The sequence below is a fragment of the Anaeromyxobacter oryzae genome, from assembly GCF_023169945.1.
GTDB lineage: Bacteria > Myxococcota > Myxococcia > Myxococcales > Anaeromyxobacteraceae > Anaeromyxobacter > Anaeromyxobacter oryzae.
In genome coordinates this window covers 1,666,124-1,678,412 of the sequence record NZ_AP025591.1, presented here as the reverse complement: position 1 = coordinate 1,678,412, position 12,289 = coordinate 1,666,124, and the positions used below count along the sequence as shown (strand labels likewise).

Below are 12,289 nucleotides of genomic sequence, written 5' to 3'. Positions count from 1 at the left end.
TCAGGGCGACCGGAGATGGGGCTCTCGGGGCGACCGGAGATGGGGCTCTCGGGGCGACCGGAGATGGGGCGCTGCGCTCGGGGCGAACCGAGCCGACGTCACGATCGCTGCCAGTACCCGGACCCCTGCGCGTCCTTCCGGTGATCGTGGCCGGGGTCGAGCTTCACGAACGTGCACATCTCCACGAGGCGCGAGTAGATGCGATCGCCGACGCGCTGCTGGAGCGTCATCGTCTCCGCGTCGCGCTGGAACTCGGGGGAGCTGGTCCGGACCACGCGCCCGGGCGCCTCGCGCGGCCGGGGCGCCTGCTCCTCAGGGAAGTAGTTCGTGGCGAACAGCGTCGACAGGCCGGAGTTGTAGCGGCGGCTCACGAGCTCGTCGAGCATCGACCGCTCCCACTCGGTCCCGCGCTCCTTCCCGAGCTCGTCGATGGCGAGCACGGGCACGGCGAGGAGCGGCTTCAGGATGTCCATGTGGCTCCGGTTCGCCGAGAAGCCGGCGCGGATCTCGGAGAGGAGCAGCATGAACTCGACGTAGCGCCCGGAGACGCCCTTCTCGAGCGCGAGGTAGCGCAGCGTCGCGACGAGCAGGTGGGTCTTGCCGGCGCCGGGGCGGCCGAAGAAGAGGAAGCCCTGGGTCGGCGCGTCCCGCCGGAACTTCCGCGCGAAGTCCTGGGCGACCTGGATCGCGTTCGCGTGGGGCTGGGCGTAGCTCTTGAAGGTCTCGAACGACGCCTTCGCGATCGCCGCCGGGACGCCGATCTGGTTGAAGAGGCCGATCCGCTCGTCGAGGTGCTTGCAGCTGCAGACCTGGGCGACCATCGAGCTGCCCTGCTGGACGAGCGTGTACCCGGTCTCGCCGCAGCGCGGGCACGCCGCCTGGCACGGGCAGCGGCGGGCGCGGGCCGACTGGCCGAGCACCTGCTCCACGAGGTAGCCGGTGCCGCCGCACTCGGTGCAGGTCCTGTCCGCGGGATCGGGCATGGGGGGCGAGGGAGTCTACACGGATCCGCGGAGGCAGGTCAGCCCCGCCCGGCGCGCCGCGTCATGCAGGTGATGGCGCAGCGCCTCGCGGTGTGCGCGCGCGCTCGTGCCGCGCTCCCGCGGTCCGGCGAGGAGCCGGAGCCGCGGCCCGAGGGCGGCGCGCTCCGGGCGCGGCAGGCACGCCAGCCACCCGGCGAGGAGGCGATCGTCCGCCTCCGCGAGCGCCGTCTCGAGGCGCTCGAGGGGCGAGCCCGGCCGGCCCGGCGCGGCGGCGACCGCGCGCCACGCGTCCCGGTAGGCGTCCCGGAGCGGGCCGCGCGCCTCGCGCCCGGCGTCCGCGAGCAGCGCGCGCGCGGCGGCGAGGCGCGCGGCGGCGGCCGCTTCCTCGCCCGGCGGCGGCGGCGCGTCTCCCACCCGGCCGGCGCGGTACGCCCGCCACGCGTCCTCCACCGCGAGGCGGAGGGACCGGATCGAGCGCGGCGCGCCGGCGTTCCGGGCCGCGAGGGCCGCCATCCCGTCCTTGAGCCCCTGGCAGACGACGGCCACGGGCAGGCCGCGGCGCTCCCACTCGAGCACGAGCTCCTCGTCGAGCGGCGACACGAGCAGCCCCGCGCCGCGGAGCGCGAGGAAGTACTCGGTCACGACCGCCTGGTAGCCGAGCGCGGCGGCGGGGAGGTCCGACATGGGCGCGCGGGATCGTAGCGCGGAGGTCCGTCAGTAGCGGAGCGTCGGCTCGGCGGACGCGAGCACCGCGATCACCTCGCCCGCCGACTGGCAGCGCGCCGCGGGGTCCTTCTCGAGGAGCCGGAGCGCGAGCGCGGAGAGCGCACGGTCGGCGCCGGGGTTCACCTGCTCGAGCGGCGGCGGCCGCGCGTGCAGGATCTCGCGCCACAGCTCCACCGGATCCTGCGCCGCGAACGGCGGCACGCCCGCGAGCAGCTCGTAGAGGATCACGCCGAAGCTGTAGAGGTCGCTCCGCGCGTCGACGGTGTGCCCCTGCGCCTGCTCTGGTGACATGTACCGGTAGGTGCCGACCACGCGCCCCGCCTGCGTGAGCGCCTCCTCCGCCTCCGTCGCCGCCTTCACGAGCCCGAAGTCCATGAGGCGCGCGCGGCGGGCGTCGTCGACCATGATGTTCGAGGGCTTCAGGTCCCGGTGCACCAGCCCGCGGGCGTGCACGTACCGGAGCGCGTCGGCGACCTGGGTCATCGCCGCCCGGAGCCGCGCGACGCGCGCGGGGCGGTTCAGCGCGGCGACGATCTCCGGCGCGAGCGGGGCGGGTGCGGCCCGCGGCGCTCCGTCCGCGACGTCGCAGGCCGCGCCGCCGGGGACGCGGACCTCCTCCGTCTCGGGCTCGTCCATCATCGCCGCGAGGGCGCGGATCGCGTCCGGGCCGGGCTCGCCCGTCGATCCGGAGAGCGTCTCGCCGCCCGCGGTCGGCTCCACGGCCCGCGCGGCGGCGATCGCAGCGTCGTCCAGGGTGGGCGACAGGTAGGTCCTGAGGTCGAGCCCCTCGACCAGCTCCATCGCGAGGTAGGAGTACCCCTCCGCGACGCCCGCCTCGAGCACGCGCACGACGTTCGGATGGTCGAGCGTCCGCAGCACCTCGAACTCGCGGGCGAGGCGGCGGGCCGCGGTGGCGTCCACCGCCGGTGCGGGACCGAGCACCTTCACCGCGGCGAGCGAGCCGCTGGCCGTGTGGCGGGCGCGGTAGACGGTTCCCACCCCGCCCCGGCCGATCACGGACAGGATCTCGAACGGGCCGACGCGGTGCGGAGGCACGGGGTTCGAGGATAGGAGGGGAGAGGGAGGGGGTCAAACGGAGGCAGGGGGCGAGCCCACCCGTCCGGGCCCGCCCCGTGCCGCGCCGTGCTATAAGCGCGCGCGATGACGAACCCCCGGAGCCCGCTCGCGGAGCTCGAGGCGCGCGTGAAGGCGCGCCCACTGCCGCGCCACGTCGCCATCATCATGGACGGCAACGGCCGGTGGGCGGAGCAGCGAGGCCTGCCGCGCGTGGCCGGCCACCGCGAGGGCTCGGAGTCGGTGCGGGCGGTGACCCGGACGGCGCGCCGCATCGGTGTCGAGGCGCTCACGGTGTACGCCTTCAGCGCCGAGAACTGGGCCCGGCCGGACGACGAGGTGGACGCGCTCATGCAGCTCCTCGCCGACTACCTCGACTCCGAGCGCGCCGAGATGATGGAGAACGGGATCCGGCTGAACGCGATCGGAGAGCTGGACCGCCTCCCGGAGTCGGTGCGCGGGCGGCTCGCCGCGGCGCGCGCGGAGACCGCCGCGAACCGCGGGATGACGCTCACGCTCGCCCTCTCCTACGGCGGGCGGCAGGAGATCGTGTACGCGGCGCGCGCGGCCGCGGCGGCGAAGGGCGCCGAGCTCGACGCCGAGGACATCGAGGCGGCGCTCTGGACGCGCGGCCTCCCCGAGCTCGACCTGCTCATCCGGACGAGCGGGGAGCGGCGGATCTCGAACTTCCTCCTCTGGCAGTGCGCCTACGCCGAGCTGCACTTCTCGGAGGTGCTCTGGCCGGACTTCCGCGACGAGGCCCTCCTCACGGCCATCTCCGACTTCCAGGGACGGGAGCGCCGCTTCGGCCTCACCGGCGCGCAGCTCGCGGGCCGCGCGCGCGACTGCGACTAGCGAGGGCCGATTGGGAGCGCTCGACCCGAAGAACCGCCGGAACCTCGTCCTCCGCGTCGCCTCCGCGATCGTCCTCTTCCCGGTCGCGGTCTGGATCACGATCGTCGGCGGGAAGGCCTTCGCGATCCTCGCCGCCGTCGCCGGGCTCGTCGCCGCGAGCGAGCTCGTCCTCATGTTCACCACCCTCGGCGTCGGCGAGGCGCTCGGGATCGGCGTCGCCGGGGCGATCCCGCTCATGGCGGCGTTCGCCGACCAGGGTGCGCTGCTCCCCGGCTGGTCCGCCCTCGCCCTCGCCTGCGCGACGGTGGGGCTCCTCGCCGTGCTCCTCTTCCGGAGGGCTCCGCTCGAGACGATCCCGCGCGCCGCATCGGTCGTGGCGCTCTCATGGCTGTACTGCGGCCTGCTCCTCGCGAGCGTGGTCGGGCTGCGCCGCTTCGGGGTCGAGTGGGTGATCCTCGCGTTCGTCGTGACGTGGGGGAACGACACCTTCGCCTACTTCGCCGGGCACTCGTTCGGAAAGCACAAGATGTACGAGCGGATCTCGCCCAAGAAGACGTGGGAGGGGTTCGCCGGAGGCGCCATCGGCTCGGTCGTCGGAGCGCTCGTCACGCGCTGGCTCCTGCCGGATCTCGCCGCGGCGCTCCCGGCGGGCGTGGCGGTGGGGATCGGCGCGGGCGGGGCGGTGCTCGGTCCCCTCGGCGACCTGTGCGAGTCCATGGTCAAGCGGGCCGCGGGCGTGAAGGACTCCGGGAAGATCATCCCGGGCCACGGCGGGCTCCTCGATCGCATCGACGCGCTGCTCTTCGTCGCGCCCTGGATCTACCTGTTCGCGGCGGCGCTGGCGGTCCCCCGCTAGACCCCCCCGGCCGCGCGGCGCACCTCCGGTGGCCGTGCTACAGAGATTCCCGTGCCCGTGAAGAAGGTCGCCATCCTAGGCTGCACCGGGTCCATCGGCGTCCAGGCGCTCGACGTCGCGGCCCGGTTCCCGGAGCGGTTCCAGGTCGTCGGCCTCGCCGCCGGGAGGAACGGCGCGCGCGTGCTCGAGCAGGTCCGGCGCTTCCGCCCGCGCCTCGTGTCCGTCGCCGACGAGGCGGTCGCGCGGGAGGTCCGCGCCGAGGCGCCGCCCGGCACGGAGGTGCTCGCGGGCGAGACGGGCGCGGTCGCCATCGCCTCGCACCCGGACGTCGACTTCGTCCTCGCCGCGATCTCCGGCGGCGCGGGGCTCCGCTCGACGGCCGCCGCGATCGAGGCGGGCAAGCCGGTCGGGCTCGCGAACAAGGAGTCCCTCGTCCTCGCGGGCGAGCTGCTCATGGCGCGCGCCGCGGCGAAGGGCGTCCCGATCCTGCCGGTGGACTCGGAGCACAGCGCGATCCACCAGTCCCTCGTCGGCCACAACCGCGCCGAGGTGCGGCGGCTCCTCCTCACCGCCTCCGGCGGCCCGCTCCGCGGCGTCCCGGCGGCGGAGCTCCGGACGGTCACGCCCGAGCGCGCCCTCAAGCACCCGAACTGGACGATGGGCGCCAAGATCACCATCGACTCCGCGACCCTGATGAACAAGGGGCTCGAGGTGATCGAGGCGCGCTGGCTGTTCGGCGTGGACTCCGCGCGGATCGACATCGTCGTCCACCCGGAGTCGATCGTGCACTCGATGGTCGAGTACATCGACGGCTCGATGGTGGCGCAGCTCGGGATCTCCGACATGCGCGGGCCGATCAGCTACGCGATGGCCCACCCGGGGCGCCTCCCCCTCGACCTCGCGCCGCTCGACCTCGCGCGGCTCGGGAAGCTCACCTTCGAGACCCCCGACCCGGCGCGCTTCCCGGCGTTCACGCTCGCGTACCGGGCGCTCGAGCGGGGAGGGACCTCCCCCGCGGTGCTCTCCGGCGCGGACGAGGCGGCGGTCGCGGCGTTCCTCGCGCGCCGCTGCAGCTTCACGGAGATCGCGGAGATCTGCGCCGACGTGCTCGAGGCGCACGCGCCGGAGCCGGTGCGGTCGGTCGAGCAGGCGCTCGCCGCGAGCGACTGGGGCCGCCGCGAGGCGGAGCGGCGCGTCGCGCGGGCGGAGCGGTGACCATCGGCGCAGGGCCCTCCCGCCCGGCGGGGCGCCGGGCGACGAGCACGGGGCGAGCGGGACGACGCCCGCTCCGCTAGAGTCTCCTGAATGCCCGACGCGCTCGTCCAGTTTGGGTCCATCGTCGTCCTCCTCGGCGGCCTGATCTTCGTCCACGAGCTCGGGCACTTCCTCGTCGCGAAGGCGCTGGGGGTGAAGGTCGTCCGGTTCTCGATCGGGTTCGGGCCGCGGCTCTTCGGGGTGACGCGCGGCGAGACCGAGTACCGGATCTCCATCCTGCCGCTCGGCGGCTACGTGAAGATGGCGGGCGACGATCCGTCGGAGGTCCCCGCGCCGGAGGATCGCGGCCGCGGCTTCCTCGAGCAGCCGCCGTGGAAGCGGCTCCTCATCGCGGTCGCCGGCCCCGCGTCGAACCTCCTCTTCCCCGCCGCGATCTACCTCGCCCTCGCGCTCGCCCAGAACGGGACGCCCACCGCCGGTCCGGTGGTCGGCACGGTCGCGCCTGGCTCGCCCGCTGATCGGGCGGGGCTCCGCCCGGGCGACCGCATCCTCGCCGTGACCGCGCCGGGGGCCGCGCCTCGGCCGGTGCGCTACTTCGGCGACCTCCGCGATCTCGTCTCGCCGCACGCGGGCGAGCCGCTCGCGTTCGAGATCGAGCGGGAGGGACAGCGGGTCGCGCCGGTGACGATCACGCCCTCGAGCGAGCGCGAGTCGAACCCCATCGAGACCACCGAGCGCGGCGTCATCGGGGTCACCCCCTACTACGCGCCCGCGCTCGTCGCGCCGGCGACGCCCGGGGCGGCCGGCCCGCTCCAGCCGTTCGACCTCGTGGTCAAGGCCGGGGGCGCGCCGGTGCGGAACGCCGGCGACCTCGAGCGCGCCCTCGCGAAGGCGGCCTGCGCGCCCATCGATCTCGAGGTGGTCCGCGAAGGCACCCTGCCGATGCCCGGCGCCGAGCTCGCGCGCTACGAGACGGTGGCGCTCGGGGGCGTCCCGACCTGCGCGGGCGAGGCTCGCGTCATCCGGCTCGCCGACCCGACCGTCTCGAGCTTCGTCGCCGCGGTGGAGCCTGGCAGCCCCGCGGCCCTGGCCGGGCTCCGACGCGGCGACGCGATCGTCGCGGTGAACGGCCGGCCGGTGCGCTCGCTGCTCCGCGACCTGCCCGCGAAGGACTGGAAGCCGGGCGTCCCGGTGAAGCTCGCGCTCGCCGACGGGCGCACCATCGAGATCGTCCCGGGGCGCCGGACGGTGAAGGACGAGATCAGCGGCAAGCAGGTGGACCTGCCGGTGGTCGGGTTCGAGCCGGACCGGCGCGTCCCGGTGGACGCGAAGGCGCTCGTGGCGGCGCAGGTCCCGCTCGACCGCGGGCTCGGCGAGATCGCCGGCCTCGCCGTCCAGCAGCTCCGCGAGGTGGTGCGGATCACCGTCCTCGGCATCGTCCGGATCGCCACCGGCAAGATCAGCTTCGAGAACGTGGGCGGGCCGCTCATGCTCTTCCAGATCGCGCGCGAGGCCGCGGAGGAGGGCTGGGAGTCGTTCCTCTTCAAGATGGCCCTCATCAGCGTGAACCTCGGGCTCATGAACCTGCTCCCGATCCCGGTCCTCGACGGCGGCCACATCGCGCAGGCGGCGGTGGAGGGCGTCACGCGGCGGCCGCTCTCGATGCGGGCCCGCGAGGTCGCGAACGTCGTCGGCCTCATCCTGCTCGTCGTGCTGATGGGGTTCGTCTTCAAGAACGACATCGTCCGGTTCCTGAAGCCGCCCGGCGAGTAGCGGCCCGGAGCGGGGCGATCTGCTAGAACACCGCCGTGCTCGTCGCCGCCCTCGACACCGCCACGCTCACGCTCTCCTGCGTCCTCGCCGACGTCGCGCCCGGCGCGGCAGCGCGCGTCCGGTGCGAGCGGACCGAGCACGCCCCCGCGAAGGCGGCGCGCGGCGCCGTGACGGGCGGCCACGGCGCGCGGCTCCCGTCGGCGCTCACGGACCTCCTCGTCGCGGAGGGGCTGACGCTGCCGGACGTCGAGGGCTACGCCATCGGCATCGGCCCCGGGTCGTTCACCGGCCTGCGCATCGGCCTCGCGACGTGGAAGGGGCTCGCCTACGCGAACCGCCGGCCGCTCGCGGGCGTGTCGAGCCTCGCCGCGATGGCGCTCGCGGCCGCGGCGGACGCGCCGGAGGGGACCCTCCTCGTCCCGCTCCTCGACGCGAAGAAGGGCGAGGTCTACGCCGGCTTCTACCGCGCGGAGGGGAAGGGCGTCGCCGCGGTCGCGCCGGACGCCGCGCTCGGCCCGGACGCGCTCGTCGCGCGGCTCGCCGCGCTCCCGGACCCCGGCGCCGCGCGCGCGTTCGGGGAGGGGTACGCGGCGTTCGCCGCCGCGCTCGAGGGCCGCCTGACGCGCCTCGCCACCGCCGTCGTGACGCCGCCCGCGTCCGCCGTCGCCGCGCTCGCCGGCGACGCGCTCCTCTCGCGCCCCTTCGACGCGCAGGCGCTCTTCGCGCTCGAGCCGCACTACGTCCGCCCGAGCGAGGCCGAGCTCAAGTTCCCGCACGGCCTCGGCCCCGGCGCGACGAAGCCCGCCTAGAGCGAACCCGCCGGCCGGCGCCCCCGGCCCCTGGAACCGAACACCCTCATGGAACCCGCCGTCTTCCGCCCCGCCCTCCGCAACGTGCTCCCGGTCGTGATCGCCGGCGCGGCGGGCGGCGCGTTCCTCGCCTTCCTCGCGGCGATCCCGCCCGAGCGGGCGCTCGTCGGGGGCGGGATCCTCGGCGTGGTCGCGACGCTCGTCACGCTCGCGGTCCGCCAGCTCGGCGGCGTCCGCGCCGTCGCGACGGCGCGCGGCCTCGCCGTGCTCGGCCGCGACGCGCCCCTCGACGCGCGCTGGGAGGAGCTGCGGGTCGGCTTCGGCGAGAGCGCGTGTCACGACCGCGCGCCGCAGCGGTACGCCATCGTCGCCGACGCGCGCGGCCGCTCGTTCGCGTTCGGGGACCTCGCCGGGCAGGGCGCCTGCGCGAAGGTCCGCGGCCTCGACGGCGACGAGGTGGAGGTCGTGGACCTCCGGGACGCGCCGCTCCTCCTCGCCCTCGTCGTGCAGCGGACGCCGGCGTGGGACGTCCTCCCGCCCGGCCTCGTCGCGCCCCCGCTCGACGCGCGCGCCGTGCCGGAGCCCGGTGCGGCGCCGCAGGCCGACCGCCCGCGCTCCGGCGGCGTGGGGCTCATGGGGCTCCTCGCGAAGCTCGGGGGCACGGTCCTGAAGGCGCTCAAGACCGCGAACCTCGGCTGGGCCGCCGCGTCCGTCGCCACGTACGCGTACGTCTTCAGCTGGAAGTTCGCGCTGGTGCTGCTCTTCCAGCTCTTCGTCCACGAGTACGGCCACGTCCACGCGATGCGCCGGACCGGGATGCGTGTCCGCGGCATGTACTTCATCCCGTTCCTCGGCGCGGTGGCGGTGAGCGAGGACGCGTTCACCTCGCGGCGGCAGCAGGTCTACGTCGCGCTCAACGGGCCGCTCTGGGGGTCCGCGCTCGCGCTCGTGCCGGCGGCGCTCTGGGTCTGGACGCGCCAGCCCGCCTTCGCGGCCGTCGCGGCCTGGTGGGCGCTCATCAACCTCTTCAACCTCATCCCGGTCGCGCCGCTCGACGGCGGCCGCGCGATGCAGGCGCTCGCGTTCTCCTTCTCCTCGATCCTCGGCGTCGCGCTCACCGTGCTCGGGCTGGGCGCCGCCGTCGTGGTGGGGACGCACTTCGGCTACGGGCTCGTCTGGCTCGTGGCGATCCTCGGCGCGATGGAGCTCGCGGGGGAGGTGCAGGCCCGGGCCGGCGGCCGAGCGCTGCGGCTCCTCCCGGAGCGCGCTCGGTTCGGGCGCGAGCACTTCCGGTGGCTCCGGGCCGTGGTGGGGCCGCCGCTCGGCGCGCCGTCGGAGGCGTTCTACCTGCGCGATCTCGAGCGCGTCGAGAAGGCCTCCCGCGCCGCGCCACTCTCGACCCGGCAGCTCGCCGCGTGGGGGCTCGCGTACGCGGCGCTCGCTGCGGGGCTCCTCGCGCTGGTCCATTTCCTCGGGCAGGTGCCGGGGGCGGAGGCGGCGGCGCGGATCCTGTCGTAGCGGAGAGGAACGACGCCCCCGTTGCCGATCGGGTGACGTGGGGGTGCGGTCGTCGGGGTACCGATCGGGGAGGGCCCCCTCACCCCGGCCCTCTCCCCCACGCGATGAAGCCGCGCGGGGGAGAGGGAGTACGGAAGAGAACGCGAGATCCAGGCCCTCACCTGGCGCAGACAGTGCGGGGGAGGGGAGTACGGAAGAGAACGCGAGATCCAGGCCCTCACCCGGCGCAGACAGCGCGCGGGGGAGAGGGAGTACGGAAGAGAACGCGAGATCCAGGCCCTCACCTGGCGCAGACAGCGCGTAGGGGAGAGGGAGTACGGAAGAGAACGCGAGATCCAGGCCCTCACCTGGCGCAGACAGCGCGCGGGGGAGAGGGAGTACGAAAGAGAACGCGAGATCCAGGCCCTCACCTGGCGCAGACAGCGCGCGGGGGGAGAGGGAGTCGGACAAAGGAAGCGACATCCAAGGCCAAGGGGGATCGGTCATGCACGTCTTCCTCACCGGCGCGACGGGGCTCATCGGCCGCGCAGTCGCGGGTGCGCTCCTCGAGAAGGGTTACGCCGTCACCGCGCTGTCGCGCTCGCCGGCCGGGGCGGCCCGGCTCCCCACCGGAGTCCGGCACGTAACGGGCGATCCCGCTGCGCCCGGGCCGTGGGAGGAGGCGCTCGCGCGGTCGGACGCCTGCCTGCACCTCGCCGGCGAGCCCGTCGCGGAGGGGCGCTGGACGGAGGAGAAGAAGCGGCGGATCCGCGAGAGCCGCGTCCGCTCCACCGAGCGCGTCGCAGCGGTCGTCCGCGCCGGCGGCCCGGCGGTGCTCGTGTCCGGCAGCGCCGTCGGGATCTACGGCTCGCGCGGCGACGAGATCCTAGACGAGTCGTCGGCGCCCGGGACCGGCTTCCTCGCGGACGTGTCGCGGGCGTGGGAGGACGCGGCCGCCCCCGCCCGGGAGCGGGCGCGGGTGGTGCTCGTCCGGACCGGCATCGTCCTCTCGCCCGAGGGCGGCGCGCTCCCGAAGCTCGTCGCGCCGTTCAGGCTGTTCGCGGGCGGTCCCCTCGGGAAGGGCGAGTTCTGGCAGCCGTGGATCCACCTCGCGGACGAGGTGGGCCTCCTCCTCCTCGCGCTCGAGGACGCCCGCTGCGAGGGGCCGCTCGACGCGACCGCGCCGGAGCCGGTGCGGAACCGCGACCTCGCCCGCGCCGTCGGCCGCGCCCTCCGGCGGCCCGCGTTCCTGCCCGCGCCGGAGGCGGCGATCCGGCTCGCCCTCGGCGAGGTCGCGGACGTGGTGCTCGCGAGCCAGCGCGTGCTGCCGCGGAAGGCGCTCGCGCTCGGGTACCGCTTCCGGTTCCCGGAGATCGGCGCGGCGCTCGCGGACCTGCTGAGGTAGAAGGAGTCCCCCATGCCCACCCGCCCCCTGTCCCTCGCCCTCGTCGGCGCGACCGGCCTCGTCGGCCGCGCGGTGCTCGACGCCCTCGCCGAGGCCGACCTCGACCTCTCCCGCCTGAAGCTCCTCGCCTCCCCCCGGTCGAAGGGCACGCGGCTCGAGTGGAACGAGGAGGAGCTGCCGGTCCACGCGCTCGAGGAAGGCGCCTTCCAGGGCGTGGACGTCGCCATCTTCTGCGTGCCCGCCGAGGTCGCGCGCGCCTGGGCGCCGAAGGCGTGGTCCGCCGGGTGCGCGGTGGTGGACGGCTCGCCCGCGTTCCGGGCCGAGCCGGACGTACCGCTCGTCGTCCCCGAGGTGAACCTCGACGCGGTGGACGGCTTCCGCGCGCGCGGCGTCGTCGCGAGCCCGAGCCCCGCCGTCACCGCGCTCGCCGTCGCGCTCGCGCCGCTCCAGCGCGCGGCCGGCCTGGAGCGCGTCGTGGTCGCGACGTACCAGGCGGCCTCCGGGGCCGGGCACCGCGCCGTCGAGCAGCTCGAGCGGGAGGCGACGGACCTCATGAATGGCCGCGAGCCGGAGGCCGGGACGGTCGTCCCGCACCGGCTCGCGTTCAACCTGGTGCCGCAGGTCGGGTCGTTCCGGCCGGACGGCCGGACCGACGAGGAGGCGAGCCTCGTCGACGAGACGCGGCGGGTGCTCGGCGCGCCGGGGCTCGGGGTCGCCGCCACCGCCGTGCGCGTGCCGGTCTTCTTCGGCCTCGGCGCGGCAGTGAACGTCGCGACGGCGCGGCCGCTCCCGGCCGCCGAGGCGCGCGAGGTGCTCCGGAAGGCGCCCGGCGTGAAGGTGATCGACGACCCCGCCGCGCAGGTCTACCCGATGCCCATGCTCGCGGTGAACGACGACGCGGTGCTCGTCGGCCGCGTCCGCGACGATCCCTCGCAGCGCCACGGCCTCGATCTCTTCCTCGTCTCGGACGACCTGCGCCGCGGCGCCGCGACGAACCTCGTCCGGATCGCGGCGGCGGTCGCCGCGCGGCGCTAGCCGGAGCGCGCGGCTCGCCAGATCAGGCACGAGCGGCCTTCGCCGGCGCGCGCCGGCGTCC

At 75.4% G+C, this 12,289-nt stretch carries 11 protein-coding genes; 8 read left to right on the top strand and 3 right to left on the bottom strand.

What is annotated here, in order from left to right; translation table 11 throughout:
* Nucleotides 1-98: 98 nt before the first annotated feature.
* The 3 genes from AMOR_RS07340 to AMOR_RS07330 are packed head-to-tail and all read right to left on the bottom strand — an operon-like array spanning nt 99 to nt 2,765.
* Complete coding sequence (locus AMOR_RS07340; protein WP_248360128.1) at nt 99-983, bottom strand: ATP-binding protein; 885 nt, start codon at nt 981-983, stop codon at nt 99-101.
* 15 nt (nt 984-998) lie between these two features.
* Complete coding sequence (locus AMOR_RS07335) at nt 999-1,667, bottom strand: hypothetical protein (RefSeq protein ID WP_248360127.1); 669 nt, start codon at nt 1,665-1,667, stop codon at nt 999-1,001.
* 30 nt (nt 1,668-1,697) lie between these two features.
* A complete protein-coding gene (locus AMOR_RS07330) occupies nt 1,698-2,765 on the bottom strand; it encodes a serine/threonine-protein kinase (RefSeq protein ID WP_248360126.1) in 1,068 nt (355 codons plus the stop codon).
* A gap of 105 nt (nt 2,766-2,870) precedes the next feature.
* Here AMOR_RS07330 and AMOR_RS07325 point away from each other — a divergent pair, with 105 nt between their 5' ends.
* The 8 genes from AMOR_RS07325 to AMOR_RS07290 all read left to right on the top strand — a co-directional run bounded on the left by AMOR_RS07325 (nt 2,871) and on the right by AMOR_RS07290 (nt 12,228).
* Nucleotides 2,871-3,638: an isoprenyl transferase gene (locus tag AMOR_RS07325; protein ID WP_248360125.1), complete on the top strand. Its 768-nt coding sequence runs from the start codon at nt 2,871-2,873 to the stop codon at nt 3,636-3,638.
* A gap of 10 nt (nt 3,639-3,648) precedes the next feature.
* Nucleotides 3,649-4,494: a phosphatidate cytidylyltransferase gene (locus AMOR_RS07320; RefSeq protein WP_248360124.1), complete on the top strand. Its 846-nt coding sequence runs from the start codon at nt 3,649-3,651 to the stop codon at nt 4,492-4,494.
* Between the two features lie 51 nt (nt 4,495-4,545).
* Entirely contained in the window at nt 4,546-5,709 is a 1,164-nt protein-coding gene (locus AMOR_RS07315) for a 1-deoxy-D-xylulose-5-phosphate reductoisomerase (RefSeq protein WP_248360123.1), read from the top strand.
* Nucleotides 5,710-5,799: 90 nt separating this feature from the next.
* On the top strand, nt 5,800-7,482 hold the full coding sequence (gene rseP, locus AMOR_RS07310; RefSeq protein ID WP_248360122.1) for an RIP metalloprotease RseP: 1,683 nt from the start codon (nt 5,800-5,802) through the stop codon (nt 7,480-7,482).
* A gap of 35 nt (nt 7,483-7,517) precedes the next feature.
* Nucleotides 7,518-8,291, top strand: a complete 774-nt coding sequence (tsaB, locus tag AMOR_RS07305; RefSeq protein WP_248360120.1) for a tRNA (adenosine(37)-N6)-threonylcarbamoyltransferase complex dimerization subunit type 1 TsaB — start codon at nt 7,518-7,520, stop codon at nt 8,289-8,291.
* 48 nt (nt 8,292-8,339) lie between these two features.
* Nucleotides 8,340-9,809 carry a site-2 protease family protein gene (locus AMOR_RS07300; RefSeq protein WP_248360118.1) on the top strand — a complete coding sequence of 490 codons (1,470 nt, stop codon included), beginning with the start codon at nt 8,340-8,342 and terminating at the stop codon, nt 9,807-9,809.
* A gap of 484 nt (nt 9,810-10,293) precedes the next feature.
* Nucleotides 10,294-11,193 (top strand): TIGR01777 family oxidoreductase, encoded by a 900-nt coding sequence (locus tag AMOR_RS07295; RefSeq protein WP_248360116.1) that lies wholly within the window; start codon nt 10,294-10,296, stop codon nt 11,191-11,193.
* Between the two features lie 12 nt (nt 11,194-11,205).
* A complete protein-coding gene (locus tag AMOR_RS07290) occupies nt 11,206-12,228 on the top strand; it encodes an aspartate-semialdehyde dehydrogenase (RefSeq protein ID WP_248360114.1) in 1,023 nt (340 codons plus the stop codon).
* Nucleotides 12,229-12,289 lie beyond the last annotated feature (61 nt).

Bases quoted from the DNA above. Each gene is read 5' to 3' on its own strand.
- AMOR_RS07325 (WP_248360125.1), top strand. From the start codon at position 2,871: ATGACGAACCCCCGGAGCCCGCTCGCGGAGCTCGAGGCGCGCGTGAAG.
- rseP (WP_248360122.1), top strand. From the start codon at position 5,800: ATGCCCGACGCGCTCGTCCAGTTTGGGTCCATCGTCGTCCTCCTCGGC.
- AMOR_RS07340 (WP_248360128.1), bottom strand. From the start codon at position 983: ATGCCCGATCCCGCGGACAGGACCTGCACCGAGTGCGGCGGCACCGGC.
- AMOR_RS07295 (WP_248360116.1), top strand. From the start codon at position 10,294: ATGCACGTCTTCCTCACCGGCGCGACGGGGCTCATCGGCCGCGCAGTC.
- AMOR_RS07300 (WP_248360118.1), top strand. From the start codon at position 8,340: ATGGAACCCGCCGTCTTCCGCCCCGCCCTCCGCAACGTGCTCCCGGTC.
- AMOR_RS07290 (WP_248360114.1), top strand. From the start codon at position 11,206: ATGCCCACCCGCCCCCTGTCCCTCGCCCTCGTCGGCGCGACCGGCCTC.
- AMOR_RS07335 (WP_248360127.1), bottom strand. From the start codon at position 1,667: ATGTCGGACCTCCCCGCCGCCGCGCTCGGCTACCAGGCGGTCGTGACC.